14 protein-coding genes are annotated in these 24,118 nt (G+C 33.5%); 5 read left to right on the plus strand and 9 right to left on the minus strand.

The window, feature by feature from the left end; translation table 11 throughout:
- Nucleotides 1-1,060 precede the first annotated feature (1,060 nt).
- Nucleotides 1,061-2,092, plus strand: coding sequence for a DUF932 domain-containing protein (locus tag IWX80_RS13120; RefSeq protein ID WP_196853819.1), 1,032 nt, complete (start codon nt 1,061-1,063; stop codon nt 2,090-2,092).
- 929 nt (nt 2,093-3,021) lie between these two features.
- Nucleotides 3,022-3,486 carry a hypothetical protein gene (locus tag IWX80_RS13125; RefSeq protein ID WP_196853820.1) on the plus strand — a complete coding sequence of 155 codons (465 nt, stop codon included), beginning with the start codon at nt 3,022-3,024 and terminating at the stop codon, nt 3,484-3,486.
- Nucleotides 3,487-3,817: 331 nt separating this feature from the next.
- Here the strand turns inward: IWX80_RS13125 and IWX80_RS13130 are convergent, their stop codons facing one another.
- From IWX80_RS13130 to IWX80_RS13150, 5 genes are all read right to left on the minus strand, one after another.
- On the minus strand, nt 3,818-5,119 hold the full coding sequence (locus IWX80_RS13130; RefSeq protein WP_196853821.1) for a TolC family protein: 1,302 nt from the start codon (nt 5,117-5,119) through the stop codon (nt 3,818-3,820).
- Nucleotides 5,112-7,529, minus strand: coding sequence for an ABC transporter permease (locus tag IWX80_RS13135; protein ID WP_196853822.1), 2,418 nt, complete (start codon nt 7,527-7,529; stop codon nt 5,112-5,114). Before IWX80_RS13135 ends, IWX80_RS13130 begins: the two co-directional genes overlap by 8 nt.
- A gap of 44 nt (nt 7,530-7,573) precedes the next feature.
- Complete coding sequence (locus IWX80_RS13140) at nt 7,574-10,015, minus strand: ABC transporter permease (protein ID WP_196853823.1); 2,442 nt, start codon at nt 10,013-10,015, stop codon at nt 7,574-7,576.
- Nucleotides 10,016-10,131: 116 nt separating this feature from the next.
- Nucleotides 10,132-10,833: an ABC transporter ATP-binding protein gene (locus tag IWX80_RS13145; protein WP_196853824.1), complete on the minus strand. Its 702-nt coding sequence runs from the start codon at nt 10,831-10,833 to the stop codon at nt 10,132-10,134.
- A 56-nt stretch (nt 10,834-10,889) separates the two neighbouring features.
- A complete protein-coding gene (locus tag IWX80_RS13150; RefSeq protein WP_196853825.1) occupies nt 10,890-12,128 on the minus strand; it encodes an efflux RND transporter periplasmic adaptor subunit in 1,239 nt (412 codons plus the stop codon).
- A gap of 181 nt (nt 12,129-12,309) precedes the next feature.
- Between IWX80_RS13150 and IWX80_RS13155 the strand changes: the two genes are divergently transcribed.
- The 3 genes from IWX80_RS13155 to IWX80_RS13165 all read left to right on the plus strand — a co-directional run bounded on the left by IWX80_RS13155 (nt 12,310) and on the right by IWX80_RS13165 (nt 17,865).
- On the plus strand, nt 12,310-13,653 hold the full coding sequence (locus tag IWX80_RS13155; protein ID WP_196853826.1) for a sigma-54-dependent transcriptional regulator: 1,344 nt from the start codon (nt 12,310-12,312) through the stop codon (nt 13,651-13,653).
- A gap of 178 nt (nt 13,654-13,831) precedes the next feature.
- The gene (locus IWX80_RS13160; protein ID WP_334682359.1) at nt 13,832-14,989 is read left to right on the plus strand and encodes a sensor histidine kinase; all 1,158 of its coding nucleotides are present in this window, start codon (nt 13,832-13,834) and stop codon (nt 14,987-14,989) included.
- Nucleotides 14,990-15,699: 710 nt separating this feature from the next.
- Nucleotides 15,700-17,865 carry a TonB-dependent receptor gene (locus tag IWX80_RS13165; protein ID WP_196853828.1) on the plus strand — a complete coding sequence of 722 codons (2,166 nt, stop codon included), beginning with the start codon at nt 15,700-15,702 and terminating at the stop codon, nt 17,863-17,865.
- A gap of 636 nt (nt 17,866-18,501) precedes the next feature.
- Here IWX80_RS13165 and IWX80_RS13170 read toward each other — a convergent pair.
- Genes IWX80_RS13170 through IWX80_RS13185 form a run of 4 tightly spaced genes read right to left on the minus strand, consistent with a single transcriptional unit; the run spans nt 18,502 to nt 24,108 of the window.
- On the minus strand, nt 18,502-19,398 hold the full coding sequence (locus IWX80_RS13170; protein ID WP_196853829.1) for a carbohydrate kinase family protein: 897 nt from the start codon (nt 19,396-19,398) through the stop codon (nt 18,502-18,504).
- A gap of 23 nt (nt 19,399-19,421) precedes the next feature.
- Nucleotides 19,422-20,978 carry a glycoside hydrolase domain-containing protein gene (locus IWX80_RS13175; RefSeq protein ID WP_196853830.1) on the minus strand — a complete coding sequence of 519 codons (1,557 nt, stop codon included), beginning with the start codon at nt 20,976-20,978 and terminating at the stop codon, nt 19,422-19,424.
- 21 nt (nt 20,979-20,999) lie between these two features.
- The gene (locus tag IWX80_RS13180) at nt 21,000-22,397 is read right to left on the minus strand and encodes a DUF4960 domain-containing protein (protein ID WP_196853831.1); all 1,398 of its coding nucleotides are present in this window, start codon (nt 22,395-22,397) and stop codon (nt 21,000-21,002) included.
- Between the two features lie 19 nt (nt 22,398-22,416).
- Entirely contained in the window at nt 22,417-24,108 is a 1,692-nt protein-coding gene (locus tag IWX80_RS13185; protein ID WP_196853832.1) for a RagB/SusD family nutrient uptake outer membrane protein, read from the minus strand.
- Nucleotides 24,109-24,118 lie beyond the last annotated feature (10 nt).

The raw sequence follows: 24,118 nt of genomic DNA on the forward strand, positions 1-24,118 counted from the left end.
ATTTTTGGTTATTTTAACGGTACAAGTTTTCATCGTTAATAATCATTTCTTGCAAAAATTTATGAAAGATAATTTACAATCAATAATGAAAATAATTCGAAAATTGAAAGCTCAACGCAAAACTATTTTGAATAATGATATTGAACGCTATAACTATAGTTTATTTATAAATATTAAAATTGGAATTTAGGTATTCTATTGAGATTCCAGCGACTCCAGTAGGTTCACCCCGAACATGTTTCATGATTTTTTTCACTATTTTATTTGGGATTTCCATAGGTTCCGCAAACACTTCACAGCAGTAAAAAAACAGCACTCCCTCTAAAAGAAAAGGCGGGACAGCTATTTTTTTTTTCACTATTAATTTCCGCATCTTAATATATTGGCTTTCTCTTTTTGACAGGGGTATTATATCCATAATTCCGCTTCATTGTATTACACTCCGCTGGCTCCGTTCCACTGCATTCCAGCAGCATCATGTCTGATGCTATTTATTTGGTTTACGCGTGCTTAACTGCCACGAATATCAATAGTTTAAATTCCTATCTCACAAAACAAAGAGGCTTGATAAAATTTTTTAAACTGCTGTTAAACGGAGATTATACATATGGATGACTATAGTGGCAATTGTCAGTTGTATCGGTTCGCTGTTTCAATTGAATTTTTCTATATGATTTTATCCAATAGTAAAGAGACTTTCAGTAACCCAATTGAAGAAGAAAATTATAACTAGAATAGATTATACTTTAAACAAAATAGTATACCGCTCTTTTTACTGCAGATACTATTAAATTTTAAATCAATACGGTTTGCTGCTGGTTGCTGTTTTCATTTCAAACGGACTAAAAGGCAGCTAAGATAGTGTCTCATGGATGCTTCGAGCGCATAATGGCTACATTGCACTGGCCACCCTTCGGGACTTATAGCTCTTCACATCCATAAGCCCCTTTTTTCTTGCTTTCTTTTTTCCCGTTTTTTCTTTGGAAAACATTTTTTGGAATGGGAAGGATACAGAGGAAAGAAATCAAAAATTAATAGTACTAATCTAAATCACAACATCATGGCACACAATCTTAATTTCAACGAGCAGACAGCAAAACACAGTTTTTTTAGTGTTAAAGAAAAAGCATGGCACAATTTAGGACAAATTATTCAAGACTATCCCACAAGTGCTGAGGCAATACTACACGCAGGCTTGGACTACGAAGTGGAAAAAAGGAAACTTTTCACTCCCATACAGGATGGTACAATTGAAATACCGAATTACTTCAGCACCGTACGCACTGACAATGATGCCGTTTTAGGCGTAGTCGGCAAAGATTATCAAATTGTACAAAACAGGGATGCCTTTTCATTCTTTGATGCTATTGTAGGTGGTGACGGTATGCTATACGAAACCGCAGGGGCTTTGGGAAAAGGGGAACGCATTTTTATTACCGCTAAACTGCCTAACTACATCCGAGTAGGTAAAGATGACCTTATCGAAAAGTATCTTTTTCTAACGACCTCACACGATGGAAGTGGAAGCATTACAGCCGCTTTTACCCCTATACGCATTGTATGCTCCAACACCCTGAACGCTGCCCTACGCAACCAAAGCAATACCGTGCGCATTCGCCATACCTCCAATGCCAAACAACGCTTGGAGCAGGCGCACAAAGTAATGGGAATTACCGATGTTTTATCAGTACAAATGGAAGCCATTTTCAACAATTGGTCTAAAGTACGCATCGCAGACAATGAGGTAAAAAAACTCATCCAGTCCGCCCTTGCACCAAGTAAAGAGGTCTTGAAAAACCTGCAAGATGGCAGAGCGGACGAACTTTCATCCTATTTTGTCAATATAGTAGACTGTGCGTTTGAGTACGCCATGAGCCATCCGACTCAATTACTAGACACCACCAGAGGCACTGTGTTCGGAGCCTATAATGCCATTACTGGCTATTTCCAAAATATCCGATCCTACAAGGATGAGGAAGCCAAAGTGGCTTCTCTCTTAATGGGTGGTACAGGACAACTTCGAGCACAATCGGCTTTTAATCTTTGCTCCGATTTTGCAACTAATGGCGCCGATGCACTACTTCTTAATTAAACGATTAGGACAGGCAATTTATACTGCCTGTCCTCATTTTAATCAAACTGCTTTTAATTATTATGTCGTATCGTATACTAATTTCTACCTCTGCATTGTTAAAAACAACCGACCTCGACAATATCATCCCAGAAGAAACCGCTGGATGGCTCCCACTTCTGTATAACCCTGCACAAATGGATATACAGTGCGGAGTGATTTAATGGTTCTTCCAAAAACTTCATTCATCGAGGTGCTAAACGATAACGCCAGTGGATGTACTGATTTATACAGAAGCGCGTTACTAGCCACTATTGAAGCATCACTACTAACGGATGTATTGCTTAAAATAGCAACCACTGGTACAGGCTCGCCGCCCCGAAATCGCACCTTACTGCGTCGGACTCTTTTCGGGACGCTTTTGCTTGAATCAATTTCTATTATAGCGAAGATTATTGTATTATAATCCGCAGATTGCTTCAATGAAAAGACTTCTAATTATCAGCATTTTTTCACCGACTATTTACTTTTTATGTTTACAATAATTAACGGAACGTCTAAAGCTTAAAATGAAGACCAGCAAAAAATTGCTATGGGGTTTTTACTATATTGATGCTTATTAGATCTGCATAAGAATTTCAAAGAAATGACACTATTAAATTGCTTCGAAACATCCAAAAACTTATCTTAAAAATTTATATTAGGTATTAAAATAAGTATTGCCCACCTTACTATGAGACAAAATCAATATACAATCCCTGCAACAATAGATTAATTGTGAGTATAAAAGAAAGCTAAATGAGCGATGTTAAAAAGCATTTTTTCGAGAAAACAACATGAAAAAAAAGATGAAATTTATACCTAAATTCTACAAGAATCCAAATGCTGTTTTATAAAAAAACACCGCCAAAAAGAACTAAATTTGAAAAACTTTAGTAAAAAACACTGTTATGAAATTTTTTTTGATGCTCTTAATTTCAATTTTCTTTTTTTCTTGTCATCTTAAAGAAAAGGAGACTGCTGCTGCTCCTGCCCCATATACAATTGCAACAGAGAAACAGAAAAAAGAAAACAGACAAACAGGCGACACCATTCAAATGAATTTTAGTAATGAAGAAGGTTCCTATACAGGTGAAGGTTCCTTAGATTCGATTCGTTCAAAAGTATTCATCAAATTTAAAAATAAAGATTTTGGCGCGTTGGAAGCGCGAATTGTTCCAAGTACAGGTAAAGGAAACATACGTTTCAACCAAATTATTTTTCCAGATAAATCTTCAGACGGCCCCTTTGGAATGGATTTAAAAATCCCACTCAAGCAAAAAGGAGATTATATTTTAGTAATTGGACACTCGCTAATGGCGGATAATCCTTATTTGGGGAAATTCAAGGTGCAGCTTGAGAATAAAAAAGAATGATTTTTGACGCGGACTTATTGCTAAAAGCTACTAAAATAGTTTTTTTTTTTTTACTGTTGTTGTTTTATGAATACAGTAATTGCTTAAAGAATTAGATTAGAACTTACGCTGTACGAACCATTTATTTCAGTATTAATGAGGCTTAACTGAATTCTAAGATAAACTCGGTGTTTTCTCGAATCAAAGAAAAACTCCAAAATCAAATGACTTTGGAGGTTTGTAAATTATGGTGGTCCTTCCGGAACTGTTTACGAACCATTTCATGCAGGATTTGAAGAAGTTATCGTTACTATTTTAGATTATAAATTCTTTTAAATTTTATTCTTTATTTTTACAACTGATTCTTTTTTAACAAATTTATTTTCAAGTCAATGTATTGTAATTGAAGATTATTTTTCAACACTTCAAAATCAGCTGAAAGTGACTGATTTTTCACTGAGGAATATAAAATAGCTTCCACTTTACCGTTTATAAATTTAGCTTCCGTAGTAGCTAAGGAAGCTTTGGCAAACTTTTGCTTCTCCATCAATTTATGGTGAAGTTGCGAATAATTCCTTTTATTTTGTTCTTCCATTACAACTTGTTTGTCTAACAGTTGTTTTTCCTGTTCTACGAATAGTTTAGCCTTATCACCTACTATTTTTGATGCACTGATTTTTTTATTATTCCTAAAACCATTGAAAATTGGAACGCTCAATTGCATACCAACTTGTTGGCTTTTATTATCTTCTAATTGATTGAAAAAAGAATCTGTGTTGGCATTTGCTTGTTTTATATTTTTATAATAAAAAGTAGAATATCCATAATACGCTGACAGTATCGGATAATTGACGGCTCTTTCTAAACGGATCAACTGCAAACTGTTTTGATAATTGAGCTCGGCAAGTTTAATTTTAGGATTATACAGCTCATTATCAAAATCTTTAGCAGCCTCATTTAAATATGGTTCTAATACTACTTCATCTGTCGCCACATCCACAATATTCATCAACTGGAACAATTCAGTCTTTTTAATAGCATACAATTGTTCTGTTTCTTGATTTCGGATTTCTTCTGTCGAAAAACTCAATTGCATGTCATACAAATCGCTTTGAGGTTTACTTCCAATGGCAACTTCTTTAGTTATCCTGTCTGAGTTGAATGAAGCCTGCTTGAGTTGTTCTTTTTGAATTTTCAATAATTCCTGTGCGTAAAGTACTTGATAATAGCTTTCCAAAATCTGCAATTTATATTCATTTTCTACTACTTCTTTTTCGGCTTTAGCTTGCTTAATATTGATTTTATCTTTTTGAGCATTCGCAAAAGCACTGAAATCTATTAAATTCGTTCTTGCATTCAGATAGAAATTATCATTTTGAATATTGGAACTTACTCTTCCATTAGTCGAAGGATCAATGGTAGAACCAAAATTATAGCCTTGTTCACCATATAAATTAATAGTGGGTAACATTCGATTCAAAACTGAGTTTTGGGACTTTTCTGTCTTTTTTATTTCAAGTTGTCTGATTTTTATTTTGATATTATTTTGTAAAGCTGTTTCCATGCATTTAGTAAGCGTCCAAGAATTTTCCTGAGCACTTCCTAAAGCAAAAATTAAAAAAAAGACTACCGTAAAAATTGAATTCTTATTCATATTTTAAATATTTTAAAACATCTATTTTTGTTGCTTGAAAGGCTTTTGAAAGTACTATCACAAGCGTTAGAAGTAACAAAATGATGAACCCAAACACAAATGGAAATACCGTCATGTCAATCCTAAAGGCAAAATTCTCGAGCCATTTGTTCATCAAATAATACACGGGAAACAAAGCGACTAAAAACCCGATAGTGCAATACAAAATATACTGTTTGGATAATTCTAACAACAAAGTATTTGTTTCTGCACCCAAAGTTTTCCGGATGGCGATTTCTTTCATCCGTCTTTGAATTGAATACGAAGCCAAGGCGAATAACCCGAAAAGCGCAATACCAATTACAACAATATTTAACAATGAAAAAAGATTCTTTTGTTTGACATACAATTCATAAGTTCTTGCATATTGTTTATCGACAAAATCATATTTAAAAGGATACTCAGTATCCATTTTTGCCCATAATTTTTCGATATCGGTAATTGTATTTTCAATATTATCCGATTTTAGTTTTACGAAAACCTTATTGATATTTTGAGCAATATCTACCGTTTTAAGATGATAGAAATACATTCCTGACACCTCAACTTCAGGACTTAATAAATTAAAATCTTTTACAACTCCTATGATTTTTAATTTTCGTTCTTTGATAATTAGTTCTTTTCCTATAGGCTCTTTCATGTTCATCAACTTTTGTGCTGTTTCATTAATCACCACAGAAGTAATGGTATCCGAAGCATGTTTCTGATCAAGAGACCTTCCTTTAACTACTTCTATTTTCATCATTTCGAACATACCAAAATCAACTGCAATTGTTCTTGCTTTAAAAAGTTCATCATTGTACAATACACCTCCTAATGAATCATCTGAACCATCAAATGAAATCAATCCTGTAGAAGCTTGTTCTACACCTTTTATTTTAGCCAGTTCTTGTTTTATTGTACTGTATTTGTTGTAGATATTTTGCCCTACGTTTTCCAGTTCATAATCCGAATCCGGAAAATTCAAATTAATTTCAATCACTTGATCTCCTTTAAAACCTAAATCTTTATTGGTTAGATAATCGATTTGCTGATACACAATATAAGAACCAACAATAAAGAAAGTAGCCACTGTAAACTGGAAAATCAACATTCCGTTACGCAACCAGATTCCGTTTTTACTTCTTCCAAAATTGCCTTTGAGAACTTTTAAAGTTTCGAAATTAGCAACGTAAACGGCTGGAAGTATTCCTGCTACCAAAACTGTAATACAGAAAATCAGAATTAATTGAAGATAAAACTGACTACCAATTATTCGTAAACTCTTATTTAAAAAATCATTGTAAGACGGCAAAGTCAACTCAACAATGACTAATGCTAATAAAATCGAAAACAAACTTATTAGAGCAGTTTCAAAAATAAATTGAATAACAATAGTACCTTTTGAAGCCCCCACAACTTTACGAACACCGACTTCTTTAGCACGTTTAACCGCATTCGCTGTAGCCAAATTGATATAATTTACAATCGAAAGAATGAGAATTAAAACAGATAACCCAACCATAATCAACAAAAACTGATAATTTCCTCTACCTTCTGGATATCCATCTGTAATAGAATGTAATCTCGCTTTTGAAAGTGGCTCTATAACTACATTAAAATGACCCATTTTCTTAGCCATTTCTTCTAAAGTAAAACCTTCTTCCTTGGCAATTCTCCGAACAAAATCTTGGTTGTAAGTTTTCTCTAAACTCTTTCGAGTATTCTCAATTTTTGATGGATCTTTAATTTTAAGAAGTAACTTGAATATAAAAGGTCCTGTCATATTTTCACTTTTGAACTGCGTCATTTTATTCATTATAACATCTGGAGCAATTGAAGAGTTCCCTGGAATATGATACAAAGCGCGCACTATAAACATTTGATCCAAACATGTTATTTGTTTACCAATCGGATTTTCGTTACCAAAAACTCGTTTAGCAATCACATCTGAAATAGCAACATTTGAATCATATTTTAATACCGAAACCACATCTCCCTTAATAATTTCAAATGGAAAAAGAGAAAAGAAATCAGGCTCAACATTAATAATTTTATCAATTATTTCTTTCTTGCCTTTGTAGATAATTTTATCCTTTTGATACCAGCTGTCAGCATAAACTACCTTTTCTACATTAGTATCTTTATCTAAAATAGGTTTTAGGAATAAAGCACAATCTGAAAAAACTGGCATTCCTGTTAACTGTACTAAAACCTGATACACATTGTCTTTTTCGGGATTCCAAGCATCATAACTTTGTTCGTCGTTCCAATATAGTAGAGCGAAAATCAATCCTGCAATTCCTATGGCTAGTCCAAAAACATTAAGAAATGAAAACAGTTTGTTTTGCTTTAAATGATAGAGGAATATTTTTATATAGTTTAATAACATTATTCGGGTTTTGGTTAGTTATAAAAGGGTATAAATCTTTTTAATTATTCGTATTTTAAATATTTTAAAACATCCATTCTGGTTACTTGCCAAGCTTTTGCCAAAACAATTATTAATGTTAAGAGCAGTAAAGACAGAAAAGCAATTGCAAAAGGAAAAATTTGAATTGTAATTCGGTACGCAAAATTTTCGAGCCATTTTTCTAATAATAAGTAGGCTGGAACAACCCCAATGACAAAACCTACTGCACAAAAAACGATATATTGCTTTGATAATTCTTTGAGTAAAAGATTGGTTTCGGCACCCAAGGTTTTTCGAATAGCGATTTCTCGTAATCTTCGCTCCATAGAGAACGATGCTAGAGCAAACAGACCGAAAATGGCAATAAGAACAACCACCACATTCAGGATTGAGAATAGATTTTTTTGTTTTGCATATTCTTTAAAAGATCGTGCGTATTTTTTATTTACAAACTCATACGAGAACGTATATTCGGTATCAACTTTAGTCTTCCAAAATTGTTCAATATCGCTCATCGTTTCTTCAATATTTTCTCCCTTTACTTTTACAAAAATTGAATTTACACCTTGCAACATCAATGGCATTGTCTTTAAATGCGTAAACACCATTGGTGAGTTTTTCTCTTGAGGTCCTCTTAAATTGAAGTCTTTTACAACGCTGATTATTTTGAATTTCTCACCGTCACCAGAAACAATTTCTTTTCCTACTGGCTGTTTGATTCCTAATATTTTCACAGCTGTTTCATTAACCATTATATTATTAATAGTGTCTGAAGCGTATTTAGAATTGAAATACCTTCCTTCTAATAACTTGATATTCATCATTTCCATCATCCCAAAATCAACAGCCATGTTCAGCCCTTGAATGCGAGCGTTTTGAAAAGTATAATCACTAGAAGAACGTGCACCATTTCCAAAAGAGAAATTTGCCGTAGCCACTTGATTAACGCCTTTCATTCTGCTCATTCTATCTTTTACTGCCAAATAATTTTGAAAAAAATCCTTCTTATAACTTGCATCAGATTGTTTGTCAAATTTTTTCAGAAAATCAATTTCTATAACTTGATCACCTTTAAAACCAAGGTTTTTTTTGGTTAAGTAGTTTACCTGTTGGTAGACAATCGTTGTGCCGATAATAAAAAAAACAGCTATAGCAAATTGAAAAACCAACATACTGTTGCGCAACCAAATTCCAGTCTTACTTCTGTTAAAATTACCTTTTAAGACTTTTTGTGCTTCAAAACTTGAAATATATAGCGCTGGGAAAAATCCCCCTAATAAAACCACTATTCCGAAAATAAATAGCAATTGTAAATAGAATTGACTACCATAAATTTTTAAATCCTTATCTAAAAGTTCATTATAATAAGGCAATGAAATCTCGACAATTACTAATGCGAAAAGAATAGAAAGGAGAACAATTACTAGTGTTTCTGAGATAAATTGAAATGTGATATTCCTTTTGCTTGCACCCAGTACTTTGCGCACTCCTACCTCTTTCGCTCTCTTGATCGCACTGGCAGTAGCTAAATTGATATAATTAATAATGGAAAGAATCATTATTAAAATAGACAATCCTGCCATTATGATTAAATATTGATAATTCCCCACTCCTTCTGGATAGCCCCAACCTCCTATTAATGAAGAATTGAGACGAGCATCTTTTAGCGGTTCTAAATTAATAGCAACTATCCCATGTTCTTTTATTTGCTGTTCTAAACTAATATTGGCTTCTTTGGCTTCGGGTTTAATAACATTATCTATAAAAAGTTGCTCAATTTTTCGCTCAACTAACTCTTTTTTTGAGTTATCCTTAAGTTTTATAAGCAAACAAAAATTAAAAGACTCCCATTGGTCTAAACTCTGTGTTATAACTTTTTTAAAGTTATCTGTCAACACAACATCAGGAGCAATAGAACTTTTCATTTCATTTTTATAAACACCACTAACGGTATAAAAGTTTTCTCCAAATTTTATTTGCTTACCAATTGGATTTTCTTTGTTAAAAAAAGTATTATAAATCTTCTCAGAAATTGCAATAGAAGAATCATCTTTTAAAGCATTTTTAGCAATTCCGAAAATAAAAGGAAAGGGGAAATAATCGAAAAATTTATTTTGAGTATTAAATCCTTTCGCTATTTTTTGCTTTTTCCCGTTATAGCTAAATAAATCTGAATCATACCAATTATAACTGTAGTTGAAACTTTCTACATTAGGATCATTTTTTAGATATTGTCCTATGGGAGCAACTGTATAAGGCCATTTATTATTGTTCAAAGTATTTATAACCATGTAAACGTTATCCTTTTCAGGATTCCATTTATCATAACTATGTTCGTCATTCCAATATAAAATGGCGAAAATCAATCCTGCAATACCAATGCTCAAACCTAAAACGTTGAGAAAAGAAAACAATTTGTTTTGCTTTAAGTGGTAAATAAATATTTTAATCCAGTTGAGTATCATAACTTTTTGATTGATTTAATTTTGATTGATGTAAGAGGTTCAAGAAGTTTACAAAAGTATTTTGCAAAGCAACTCAAAAATGATTGTGATGATTGATATGAGAATGGTTATCATTTTTATACTTTAAAAACATCTACATTTCTTTTATTTACTTTTTCAGAAATGACAACTCCATCTTTCATAAGAATGGTTTTTTGAGAGAAAGAAGCATCATAATCAGAGTGCGTCACCATCAGGATTGTGGCGCCATTCGCATGTAAATCAGTTAAAAGTTCCATTACTTCGTTTCCGTTTTTACTGTCCAGATTTCCTGTAGGCTCATCGGCAAGAATGATTTTTGGGTCGTTAATCAAGGCTCTTGCCACAGCCACACGCTGCTGCTGTCCTCCGGAAAGTTGCTGCGGATAATGTTTCAATCGGTGGGAAATTCCTAATTTATCAGCTATTGCTTCTACTTTTGTCTTTCTTTCAGAGGATGGAACTTTATTGTAAATTAATGGCAATTCAATATTATCATAAACTGATAATTCGTCTATCAGGTTGAAATTCTGAAAAATAAAACCAATATTTTCTTTTCTGGCTTTCGATTTTTCTTTCTCTTTCAGCCCAATCATTTCTTGATTGAGCAACTGATAACTTCCGGTTGATGCGCTGTCTAGCAATCCAACAATATTCAATAAAGTTGACTTTCCACTTCCCGAAGGCCCCATAATTGAAACAAAATCACCTTGATTTATGGTAAGTGAAACTTCACTCAATGCCATTGTTTCCACTTCTTCGGTTCTAAATACTTTTGAAAGATTTTTAATTTGAATCATACTATTGTTCGTTTTTTGATTGATGATATTTTTATATAATTATTTACTATTATTTCTTATTCTAAATTCAAAACTTCGACTTCTTTATAGTCTTTATACGATGAGGTAATTACTTTTTCGCCTGCTTTCAATCCGCCGAGTATTTCATAATATAATGGATTTTCTCGACCCAATTTAATTGCTTTTCTTTCTGCTCTGTTGCCATTGACTACAAAAATCCATTTCCCGCTGGTTTCTTCGTTAAAGCTTCCTTTAGAAACTACTACCGTCTTGGTTTTTTCTGATTGGTTTAATTTTACGCCAAAACTCAATCCCTGCTTTAAATCTAATTTTTCAGAAGAAACAAAATCCAATTCGACTTGAAACCTTCCGTTTTTAATTTCAGGAATCACTTTAGTTATTTTAACTACGATGGATTTGTTTTCAAAATCTATTGTTCCTTTTTGTTGCTCTTCAATTTTATCCAAATAAAATTCATCGATATCGGCCATCAATTTATAGCCTTTCCTGTCATCAATAGAACCAATACTTGTATTTTGCACATAGGTTTTCCCGAGTATAGGTTCAAAGGAAGAAAGTCTTCCAGAAATTGGTGCTGTGATAAGGAAATTCTTTTTATTCATTCTCAAAATATCCAAACTTTTATTCATGAAACCAATGGATTGATTCAGTTGTCCTATCTGGACTTGATTTGCTAATTTTTCTTTTTTGACACTTTTTTTGATGATGTTCATACGTTCTTTTTGAAAACGATAATTTTCTTGGGTCTTTTCCCATTCATTTTTAGAAAGGATTTCTTTGTCAAAAAGTTTTTGGTTCAATTCGAATAAGTTTTTAGCGTCAAGATAATCGTGCTCTATTCCGATCAAGTCTTTTTCTAAATTCAGTTCCTGATTTCTTAAATCGAGTTTGCCTTTATTCAAATTATTAATTTGTTCAATAATGGCCGTTTCTTGTTGCATGTACGCCAGTTCTGCATTAGGATTATATAAGCGTGTTAACGGTTGACCTTTTACAACCATATCGCCGTTTTCGACAAATATTTCCTGAATGGCTCCCCCTTCTATAATATTAACTAACATTGAATTTAAAGGAACTACTTTTGCCTGAAAGGACATAAAATCTTCGAAAAAATTATTTTCAACGGTCCTAATTGTAATTTCAACTTTTTTTACGTTCAAACTTCTTTTTTTGGTAGCAGATGAAAAGACAAAATACCCGAAGAGTAAGATAATTGGCAAAGCAATTAAAAGATACTTATTTTTGTTAGTTTTACGTACGATTTTGGTGTCCATTGTTTATTATTTGTATAGTCTATTAGGATAATCGTACCATAAAATTAAAAATCGTAACAATCTTACTATTATGTTTTTAATTATAATAAAATTTACATGGTGTCCATAATTGGACACTATTTGTCCGAAACCGAACAATGATTCCATTTTCTGAATAAAAAAACACAGATATTACGTTAGAATGAAAAAGACCAACGCCTCAATTTTAGTCATAGACGACCAAGAAGACATTCTTTTTGCTTCAAAAATGCTCCTTAAAAAGCATTTTGAAAACATTTATACGCTCAATAACCCGAAAAATGTGGTTGAATTATTAGCAAGAAACACAATAGATGTGGTTTTGCTCGACATGAATTACAAAATAGGTTTTGAGGATGGAAAAGAAGGTTTGTATTTATTAAGAGAAATAAAAACGCTTTCACCAAAGACTGTAGTCATTTTGATGACTGCTTTTGGAAAGGTTGAAACGGCCGTGGAAGGTTTAAAAGCAGGTGCTTTTGATTATATTTTAAAACCTTGGGAAAACGAAAAATTACTTAGCGTTGTAAAGCAAGGTGTCGATAAAAGCCGAAAAGAGCACAAGAAATTAAATGCTATCGAGATTGTAGACGAATTTTTCGTTGGTAATTCGGAAGTTATAAAAAAGGCATATTCATTGGCAGATAAAGTGGCAAAAACCGATGCCAATGTTTTAATCCTAGGCGAGAACGGAACCGGTAAATTTGTATTATCTCATCATATTTACCGCCAATCAGAACGGAAAAATAATCCTTTTATTCACGTTGATTTGGGCTCGTTGAACTCCAATATTTTTGAAAGTGAATTATTTGGCTATGCTAAGGGCGCTTTTACAGACGCAAAAGTTGATACTCCAGGACGTTTTGAAATGGCTCAAAACGGCACTATTTTTTTAGATGAAATAGGAAATGTTCCATTGCATTTACAATCTAAACTCTTGCAGATAATTCAAACCAAAATGGTAACCCGATTAGGAGAATCAAAAGCAAGGCCTTTAAATGTTCGCATAATCACAGCTACTAATCTGAATCTAAAACAAGAAGTTATGGATAAAAACTTCCGTGAAGATTTATATTATCGCATCAACACTATGGAAATAGTTTTGCCCCCATTAAGAGAACGAGACGAAGATAAAATTCCTTTGGCATATTATCTTTTGCAAAAAATGATCATAAAATATGGACGTGACGAAATTATTTTTGACGAAAAAGCATTGGAACAAATAATAAAGCATTCTTGGAACGGAAACATTCGGGAAATGGAAAACCGAGTAGAGCGTGCCGTGATTCTTTGTGAGAACAATTACATTAGCGTTTCGGATTTAGATTTAGAGCAAATCACAACTTTCGAAGACAATCAAGATGATATTCAACTTTCGGCAATAGAAAAAACGGCTATTGAGAAAATCCTGTTGAAAAATAACAACAATATTAGCAAAACTGCCGAAGAACTAGGATTATCCAGAGGAGCATTATACCGACGCTTAGAAAAATATAACATCAACTAATATGTTTACATCCTTAAAAATATACCAGCTCCTTTTTCTTAGATTAATTTTTTTTCTTTGCCTTTCTGGAATTTCCATATTTATTTTTCAAAAAGGATTACTTTTTTCAGCACTTTTTGGGCTTCTTGTACTTTTTCTGCTCTTAGTCGAAATGTATTTTTATATCAAAAAAGCCTTTTTGATTTATGATAGAACGATCACCTCTATTTTACAAAATGATTTTACATCGGATTTTTCGAAACATAAATCGTATCAAAATTATTCTAGTTTGTTCAAGCTGTACGAAACGCTAAAAAATAAAGAAAACGAGCAGGTTTCAAAAGATATTGTCTACCGTTCTATTTTAAATACTATCGAAACAGGAATTATCATCTTGCAAAAGGAAGGAAATGACTGGAACATTTTTTTGATGAATGATTTTTTTGCTAAACATTTTGATGTGCCAAAAGTCTCCAAATGGAAGTATCTAAAAAATCATTTGCCTGCGTTATGTGAAATTATCGAGAAACAGGATTTTCAGGAAATTAAAACATCATTAGAGATTCGTGTCAATCAGCAAGACACGCAAACATTTGTGATGCAGACTTCGAGTAGTGAAATTTATAAACAACATTATTTTATTGTTTTACTGGATTCAATTCAAAATGTAATTGAAAAAAAAGAGAAAGAGGCTTGGATCAATTTGATGAAAGTAATCTCGCATGAACTTTTGAATTCGATAACTCCAATTCGCTCACTGTCCCAGAATTTACAGGGCATAGTTCAGCAAGAAACCATTGCGGCAGAAGATTTGGACGACATGAAAAGCAGTGTTGCTACAATGTTGAGACGAAGCGACCATTTACAACAATTTGTAGAAAGTTACCGAAAACTGGCCATGTTGCCTTCTCCCAAAAAAGAAGTTATTGAATTGTCAAAGTTAATTGAAAACAGTTGTCAAATCATGAATCCTTTGTTTAAAAAAGAACAAATAGAAGTCATAAACACGATTACTTTCGACCGAAGACTCAATATTGATCCGCAACAGATGGAGCAAGTATTGATTAATCTTTTTACGAATTGCATTTATGCTTTGTCAAGTGCAGAAAAAAAACAGATTATTATATCGGCAGAAGTCAAAGAAAAGAGAATTTTTATCATGATTACCGATACTGGAAAAGGCATCGAAAAAGAAATAGAAAGTAAAATATTCTTGCCATTTTTCACCACTCGCAAAGAAGGTGCGGGAATTGGCTTGACTTTGTCTAAGAGCATTGTAGAGGCTCACAGTGGTTATTTGGCATATAAAAATGACGATGGAAAAACCGTTTTTGTCATTTGTCTGCTTGATAATTAATTCTTAATTAAGAATAAATCCTAAAAAGCGAAAAAAAAGTAGGGGTAAAAAACTATTATTGTTATTGGATTATGTCTTTGAACCTTACGCAGTTCGAACCTGACATTATATTAATCAATGGTGTTGAGAGATTTTAATAAATATCTGTCAATTTTTCGAACCAAAAAAAAACCTGCAAAATCAAATGACTTTGGAGGTTTGTAAATTATGGTGGTCCTTAAGAACCAGTATACGAATCATTTTATTCAGGATTTGAAGAAACTTGTTTTAAATAAGCCACTTTTAAATTTTATATCTAAATTTGTTTAGTGAAAATATTAGTAACAATATTGTCTTTTATTGTACTGTTTCTTTCAACAGTACCATGCAATGTATTTGCTAAACATTCGGAATGTCTAGTTGAGAAAGACTGCGAAAATGATTCGCTTGACTGTGGTATGGATTGTAATGGAAAATGCTCTCCTTTTTATTCTTGCGGTAGCTGTGTAGGATTTACCATAAGCTTGAACTCTATATTTTGTGCTGAGAAAATAGATTTTATTCCAGATGAAGTATCAAAAACACTATCATACCATCAAATTGTTGATTCTTATTTCCTTTGTAAAATTTGGCAGCCCCCTAAAGTTTCTTAATAATTGTAAAATCATTTTTTACTTGCATAATTACTATTATGCAAGCTTTTTGTATTTATTAATATTAAGAAATCATAAATGTTTAAATATATTTTATTGATTGTGGCAATAGCATTTATTGGCACTGTTCAAGCACAGAATAAAATCAAAATTCATCTTAAGGATGCAGCAACAAATGAACTAATAAAAGGTGCATCAGCAAAGATTGAAGAAACTAATTCAGTCTTCATTTCTGATACTGATGGAAACATTCTTATTGAGAATCTTCAGAATGGAGATTATACATTGTCCATATCTATGGAAGGTTACACTCCAAAAAAGACATTTTTTAAAGTACCTAATTCTATCTTTATAGAGATCACATTGGAAAGCGAAGCTGAAGAAATGGAGGAGATCATTGTTACTTCAACCAGAGGAACAAGAACAATTAGCAATACTCCAACCAGGGTTGAATTTATTGCGGGGGAAGAACTTGAAGAAAAAGCAAATATGAAACTAGGCGATATTCGTATGATGCTTAACGAAAGTACAGGAATTCAAACCCAGCAAACCTCAGCAACTTCTGGCAACTCTTCTATCAGGATTCAGGGACTGGATGGACGATACACTCAAATCTTAAAGGATGGTTTACCAATCTATTCAGGCGCTTCAAGCGGATTGGGATTACTTCAGACTCCCCCACTAGATTTAAAACAAGTTGAAATAATCAAAGGTTCTGCTTCTACACTATATGGAGGCGGAGCTATTGCGGGCTTAGTCAATCTTGTTTCTAAAACACCAACTGAGGAAAGAGAATTACGATTTTTAATTAATGGAACCTCTGCTCTCGGCTTCGATATAAATGGCTTTTATTCGCAGCAGTTTAAAAAAATCGGATTGACTGTTTTTGCTTCTCATAATCGAAATGCGCCATATGATCCAGCAAATATAGTGCTTACTGCTATTCCAAAGTTTGAACGTTTTAATTTTACTCCAAAACTGTTTGTCAATTTTAATGAAAAGACTAAACTTAATTTTGGCATCAATACTGTTTTTGAAAATCGCATCGGCGGAAACATTGATTATATCAAAGATGAAAGTAAATATCAAGGCAGTTATTTCGAAAGAAATAAAACACAGAGAATAAGCACACAATTTGCGCTAACACATAAATTCAATGAGAAAGAATCGGTAACTATCAAAAACAGTTTCAATAATTTCAGTCGTGTCATAACAATTCCGGATTACATTTTTGACGGTTTACAAAACAGTACTTTTTCTGAAATCACCTATTCAAAAAACGGTGATCTTGCAGAATGGATTGCTGGTGGAAATTTATATACTGAAAACTTTAATGAAAAAAGTCAAACTGCTTTTCCGCTAAGGAATTATAACCAGATTACGTACGGTGCGTTTATTCAGAATATAGTGAAAGTTAAAAACTGGTTAGATATTGAAACCGGCCTTAGAGGCGACTATGTAGTGGATTATGGATTTTCTTTTTTACCGAAACTTTCAGCTTTATTCAAAGTAAATTCTAAACTTACTTCTCGAATTGGTGGTGGATTAGGCTATAAAACGCCGACTATTTTTACGGAAGAAAGTGAGCGCATCCAATACCGAAATGTAATGCCAATCAATAGTGATTTCAATAAACTTGAAAAAAGTTACGGTGTTAACTTTGACATAAACTATAAAACTAAAATTACCCAAGATGTTTCATTATCATTAAATCAATTATTCTTTTACACAAATGTTGATAATCCGCTGATATTAAATCCTCTCCCTAATAATGTGTATCAGTTTGTAAACATTAATGGCTATTTAGACACAAAAGGAACCGAAACGAATGTAAAATTAGGATATAAAGATTTTAAATTATTTCTGGGTTATACTTACACGGATGCTTCTATTGATAATAGAGGAATAAAATCCGAAAATCCTTTGACAGCAAAACACAGATTGAATAATGTCTTGATGTATGAAGTCGAAGAAAAATGGAAAGCTGGTTTAGAGGCTTATTATTATAGTTCTCAGAAATTAAGTGATGGGACAATTGGAAAAGATTACTGGATATTTGGCTTTATGGTTGAAAAAATTTGGGAAAACATTTCAGTTTATGCCAATTTTGAAAATTTTACTGATACTAGACAAACAAAATTCGGAAGCATATACACAGGAACAATTTCAAATCCTGTTTTCAAAGATATATATGCGCCATTGGATGGATTTGTAATTAATGCTGGAATAAAAATTAAAATTTAAATTCTTCGCAAGCATTACTCTTAAGGTGTTCGAATCATAAATCTTAGTAAAAGTGATAGATGGCAATGCGTACATAAAAATGAACGCAATTTTTGAACCCAAAAAAACCTCCAAAATCAAATGATTTCGGAGGTTTGTAAATTTATGGTGGTCCTTACGAGCCTGCTTACGAACCATTTTTTGCAGGATTTGAAGAAACTTTCTTTGAAATAAAGTTTAGTAGTTTCCTCTGTTTAGAGTTCTGTTCCCGCTACTAAGAAAAAACCATCAATTTTATTGGTGGTTTTTTTCATTTTTAACACCTTCGTTAAGTACTGTCATTACTGTCACCATACCAAAAACTCCATTAACTTTTTTGGTTAGATATTCCCTATTTTCTGCCCTAATGGACAATCCTTCTGGAAACACTAAATTTTGGATTCTTATTTTAGCTTCTAAGTTTACTTTACTGTAGCAACCTGTGATTTATTCCAAAAGAGCTATGTCATTATTTTAAACCTAAAATATTCACTTCCTTCATGAAGTAGTTCGAGAAAAGTTTCATATAAACCACCAAAGAATCCTAAGTGTTTTCTAAATATTTTAAAAAAGCCCATAAAAATGGGCTATTTTAAAATATTTTTGAGGACGACACTTTTACCTTATCATTAAACTTTCAATTCTAGAATTCGAAATCTCGGGATTAGCCCCGGGAGCTTCAGCTACTAATGCTCCTACTGCACAAGCAAAATCAATAGCTGTTTGTGGAGCTATTCCAGTAAGTAATGATGTCATTAATGACGCTAAAAACGAGTCACCTGCTCCTACTGTATCAGCGACTTCAACATGATATCCTTCATTTTCATAGAGTTGACCTTCCCACATTAACAAAGCCCCGTGTTTCCCTCTTGTTACGCAAATAGCCTTTACTTTGGTTCTTTCTGCCACGAAGTTCATATTGTCTTCCAAACTGGTAAACGGAGACTCCATGGCTGCGGTAATTTCTAACAATTCCTCATCATTAAACTTTATAAAATCAGCCGAGTGCATTAATTGTTCCAGCATTTCATACGAATAATGAGGTTTTCTCAAATTAACATCAAAAACCTTATAGATTTTTAGTTCCAGCAATTCTTCCAGTGCTTGTCTTGAAACCTGATCTCTGCAAACTAAACTGCCATAAATTAAAACGTCAGCATTGTTAACTGAATTTCTTGCCAAATCATTCAATACAATTTTATCCCAAGCCGATGGATAACTAATTTCATAACTTGCCGAACCACGCTCGTTTAAGGTAACATTTACCAAACCAGTGGGAAAATCTTCTGATTTAATAATAGCATCTGTTTCAAGTCCTAAGCTTTTTACATGACTGATAATTGCTTCTCCATTCTCATCATTTCCTACGCAGCTGATCATAGCCACTTCGCAACCTAATGTTTTCATGCGCAAAGCAACATTTAGCGGTGCGCCACCAATCTTTTTTTCATTGGCAAAAACATCCCAAAGTACCTCTCCGTAGGCCACTGCATTAAGTTTTTTTCCGTTATCCATTCTAAAAATATTTTAAAGTAATGTTATTCAGGCTGTGTAACCTGAAGATTTGTAATTATAGCATTTTGTCCTTCAGCAATCAATCCCCATCTATTTTTATCTCTTGCATAAATGCGATTGGTTAAAGCTACTTTTCCATTAATGTAAAGTACAACTAAGCTTCCTTCAGTAATTATTTCAACATCATATTTGGTACTCGTTTGAAATTTAAATGGAATTCGGGTAGTTTCCTGGGAAGCCGAATTATAGCCTATAACTTTACCCTTTGCAATATCAAAAACAATTTTGAAATAACTTCCAGTATCATTGGTATGAAAAACAAATCCAGCTGTTCCATTTGTTTTACCTAATGTAACTTCTGCATTTATTTTTGCTTTTTTTCCAAGAGGTTTAAATGTTATCATGGCTTTTTCTGTTGAACCTGACAAAGTATAAGTTCCATTGTTTGCAGTAGCACTTCCTGACGTTTCATCAACCTCTGCAATAGCAGTCTTTTTAGAAAACAAATCTTTTACTGACTGCAATGCCTGAGTTCCTAAAGTTCCATCAGAATTTTGTACTAACTGATGAGTAACCATATTTCCTGCCCAATCTTTATTTCCTAAATCATTTTCAGGTGTTTTTCTGGCATTCCAGCCAAAAACATATCTTTTATTTCCGTCAGAAGCTGTTTTTCCTGCATAAAAATATTCACCGTCAATCATATCATTTTCTGGTTTCAACCAAGGTCCGTTAATCGATGCTGCCATTCGGTAATGCGTTCCTTTACTACCGCTCCAGTTTTCTGAAAACATCAAATACCAATAATTACCCATTTTAAAAATATCAGCACATTCCATCATCAAATAATTTTCTTCAGGAGTTGTAGTATAAATTGGAGCTTGTACATCCCATTTACCTGAAGCTGGATCAGCACTTGTAAAATGCAGTAAAACCGCTTTTCTGCCAGGTTCCGTTTGTGTGCTTACTAACATCGAATATTTCTTTAATTCATCGTTATAAAACACATGAGGATCTCTAAAATCATAATTATAATAACCCGCTGGCGCTGTAACCTTGAAAGAAGCAACTTTTGTCCAATTATTCAAATCAGAACTAGTAGCACACAAAACGCTTTCTCTAGCATTTGACTGCACAAAAGCAGTAGTTCCATTGTGACCAGTATAATAGAAGTAATAAAGATTCCCCACTTTTACAACTGACCCTGTGCCAATGGCAAAATCAGAATCAGTAGTTTTTCCGAATGGGATCATTTGTCCTTCATAAGTAAAATGAGCCAAATCAGTACTTAAATATTTATGGATATCATGAAAACCCTTGCCCGCAGGTTTATTCTGGGCATCATGAAGAAAATAGATATGGAATTTTCCGTTGTCAAAAAAAGGCATAATATCCCCTGTATAGCCTGCACTGTAATATGGATCTGTTCCGCCCATCCATTGTGAAGGCGGTGCGGGATAAACACTTGTCATTTCTGACTCACCACCTGAAATGGAACCTCCAATATACGTTTCTTCCTGACTGCAGGAAACTGCTGAAAAGAAAATGGAAGTCAGTATTATTATGTTTCTATATTTCATTTTTATTGTTTTCAAATTAGATTAATTCTCAGCTAAATAATTGATGCTGTTTTGTGTCATAAGTTTGATATTACCTATAAACTCATTTGCTTGACTTGGTACGCCACTACTATTAGCTTCGTTATACCAATCATAAGCTCCCATCGAAATCACTACTACATTTTTATCGGTTCCTGTGTTCGGGAACTCAGCAATGGTAACTCTTCCGTCAAGAGCATTATCCCAAGCTTCGCTGGCTAAGTTTGTTCCTCCGGTTTGATTTCTCCAGCCTTCACCGTTTCCGTAGCCACCCCATTCCGGTAAAAACCACCAAGCAGTGTGATTTAATCTAAAAGTACCGCTTTGCAGTAAATTAGCTTTTCCTGCTTCGTAAGTCACCAAGCCCTCAAATATTGGGTGATTTTCATGTCCTACAAATGACATCCCCCATGAATTTCCATCTACAAATCCGTTAGGAAGAAAATCTCCAAAAACATTATTAGGTCCTTTTCCTGAAGGAACAATTCCTAAAGCATCAACATATTGAGAAGCAAATGAAGTTAACAATAAATTACCTTTATTAGTTCTAAAACTTTTAAGTGCCGTTGTTACCACAGGATTGTATGCCACAGAAGGCAAATTAGCAGCCGAATCAAAATGCCACCAAATCACATCGACATCACTTAAATCGGCACCGTTTAAAACACTATCGAAAGAAATATATTTGGCTCCTGTGAAATTTTCAAACAGCCAGTTTGAAGCTGTAATTTCATCCATATTTGTTATTTCGGCTCTTGTTGCAGCAGTTCCCAAAAAGGCAACTACTAAACCTGTAACTGGCACTCCTACATTAGCAGTATAATTGACACTTTTTCCATTAGACGTTACCAAGAAAGTTACCGGATTTGTAAAATCAACCGTTGCTCCTGAAGTAGGCGAAATAGATACACCATCCGTTAATTCGATTACGGGTTTCAGTGCTGTTAAATTAGTATTTTCCGGTAAAGTCATAGTTATCGTTTTGCTGACATCGTTGATAACTGCTGGTACTCCATTAATTTTAAAACTCTTAATTGGACTCAAAACGGCCACAGTTATAGTATAATCTTTATATAAATTACCGTTTATCACTCTAAACTTTACCGGAGTTGTAAAGTTGATGGGAGTTGTTAAATCAAGATTCGATGTTGCGCCTGCTTCCAAAACAATTTCAGGAATTACAGCTGTAATATCGGATCCGTAAGACATCGTCACATTAATTTTCCCTGTTTTCTGATCAATTTCTCCTGCTGTTCCCTTTAGATTAAAAGAAATAACATTAGAAGATGAATTGACATCAAAACCACCATTTTCGAAACTGTCTTCGCAAGCTGTTGCCATGAAAAGCAATGCCAATATCAAAGACGCCTGTGTCCAGATTTTATATATAAATTTTTTCATATTGCTGTTTGTAAATGGATTAGTACCCTAGATTTTGTTTATATAATCCCTGACTAAAATTAATCTGTTTTAACGGAATCGGACAATACTCTTCTTTACGTGCATCAAAAAAAGCATCTTGATAATAGCTGCGTTTTGTTTTTTCTTTATCATAAAACGCATTCATAACTTCATCAGTAACTCCCCAGCGAACCAGATCAAAAAAGCGGCTTCCTTCCATAGCCAATTCTAAACGGCGTTCCCAGCGCAATGCTTTACGGGCAAAATCTTTTGTCCAATTGCAGTTAACTCCATCAACATAAGTATTGATTTTAAAGTTACTCACATACGGAAGTCTTCCTGTACTTTGAGCCGCTCTCTCTCTAATTTGATTGATTAACGGTAAAGCTTCGGCTTGTCTTCCTAATTCAATCAAAGCTTCAGCACGCATCAAAATCACATCGGCATAACGAATTTGTATTCTGTTTTTTGAATTTCCATAAAAGGGATCAATATTTACAACACAGCTGCAGCTTGGCGCTACATTTTCCTTTAAAGAAGCAAAATAACCATAGGTTCCCGGAGATCTTACCCATGCTTCAACATATAAATATTCTGGATCGTATTTGTATGGCAAACCTGGCATTGCAACTGTATGATACAATCTCGGATCAACAGTATTGGCATCTATATTTTTATAATCAAAATCCTGATTGTTATAAGTGTCGAATTCTGGCAAACCATTAGCGCTTGTTTTAAAAGCATTTACTAAGTTTTGGCTTGGCTTATGAAAATCGCAGCATCCCAATCCTTGAGGAGTAGAAAGAACATCCGAAAAATTTAACCTCCCGTATAAAGTCCCATCGTTATCTGAAAATTGAATAGAAAAAATTGATTCTGAACCGTTTTCAAAAGTTCCTGGCAAAAAGTTATTGGCAAAATCAGGTTCCAAAGATGCTTTTCCAATTACTTTATCTGTTGCAGTAATTACCTCTTGAAGATGCTGCGTATTGATTCCTATAACATCATATGTTTCGTCTTGTGTATAAGCCTGATACAAACGTGTTTTGGCTAAGTATGCATAAGCTGCTTTTTGTGTAGCACGCCCAACTTGTGGCTGTGTTTCAGGTAAATCATTGGCTGCTGCCTGAAAATCTGCTGCAATTTTATTCCAAAGTTCTTCGTTTGGAATTGCAGTATTTGAAATCGTTTTATAATCTTCAACAGGAATATCTTCTGTAATGTATGGTACATTTCGGAACATAATTTTCAGCATAAAATAAAAATGTCCTCTCAAAAAACGCATTTCGGCAATACGTCTTTTTTTCAACGGATAATCGGCTTCCGAAATTTGCTCCAAAGCTTTCAAAGCCTTGTTCGCTCTGGAAACTCCAACATAACTGATATACCAAAAATTGTCTAGTTCACCAAAATCAGGTCTGATATTATTCGATACTTCAAAAAAGTGAAAATTCTGAATATCATTTGTTCCGCTTCCTCCTTTATAAGCATCGTCAGAACGAACATTTCCAAAAGGCCACAAACTGTAAGGCGAATCATAGTGATCATTCCCTAATTGTGCGTAGGCAGCATTCATAAATCCTTCTACTGATTCTGGTGTAACAATATCATCCTCAGATAATACGCCACGCGGGTTAGTTTCCAAAAAATCAGAACAGGAAGAGATGATTCCCATCACTAAAAACCCTGCTATATATATTATTTTTTTCATGTTTTTTCTA

Source organism: Flavobacterium sp. CAN_S2, assembly GCF_015752255.1.
GTDB lineage: Bacteria > Bacteroidota > Bacteroidia > Flavobacteriales > Flavobacteriaceae > Flavobacterium.

Bases quoted from the DNA above. Each gene is read 5' to 3' on its own strand.
- IWX80_RS13120 (WP_196853819.1), top strand. From the start codon at position 1,061: ATGGCACACAATCTTAATTTCAACGAGCAGACAGCAAAACACAGTTTT.
- IWX80_RS13125 (WP_196853820.1), top strand. From the start codon at position 3,022: ATGAAATTTTTTTTGATGCTCTTAATTTCAATTTTCTTTTTTTCTTGT.
- IWX80_RS13130 (WP_196853821.1), bottom strand. From the start codon at position 5,119: ATGAATAAGAATTCAATTTTTACGGTAGTCTTTTTTTTAATTTTTGCT.
- IWX80_RS13135 (WP_196853822.1), bottom strand. From the start codon at position 7,529: ATGTTATTAAACTATATAAAAATATTCCTCTATCATTTAAAGCAAAAC.
- IWX80_RS13140 (WP_196853823.1), bottom strand. From the start codon at position 10,015: ATGATACTCAACTGGATTAAAATATTTATTTACCACTTAAAGCAAAAC.
- IWX80_RS13145 (WP_196853824.1), bottom strand. From the start codon at position 10,833: ATGATTCAAATTAAAAATCTTTCAAAAGTATTTAGAACCGAAGAAGTG.
- IWX80_RS13150 (WP_196853825.1), bottom strand. From the start codon at position 12,128: ATGGACACCAAAATCGTACGTAAAACTAACAAAAATAAGTATCTTTTA.
- IWX80_RS13155 (WP_196853826.1), top strand. From the start codon at position 12,310: ATGAAAAAGACCAACGCCTCAATTTTAGTCATAGACGACCAAGAAGAC.
- IWX80_RS13165 (WP_196853828.1), top strand. From the start codon at position 15,700: ATGTTTAAATATATTTTATTGATTGTGGCAATAGCATTTATTGGCACT.
- IWX80_RS13170 (WP_196853829.1), bottom strand. From the start codon at position 19,398: ATGGATAACGGAAAAAAACTTAATGCAGTGGCCTACGGAGAGGTACTT.
- IWX80_RS13175 (WP_196853830.1), bottom strand. From the start codon at position 20,978: ATGAAATATAGAAACATAATAATACTGACTTCCATTTTCTTTTCAGCA.
- IWX80_RS13180 (WP_196853831.1), bottom strand. From the start codon at position 22,397: ATGAAAAAATTTATATATAAAATCTGGACACAGGCGTCTTTGATATTG.
- IWX80_RS13185 (WP_196853832.1), bottom strand. From the start codon at position 24,108: ATGAAAAAAATAATATATATAGCAGGGTTTTTAGTGATGGGAATCATC.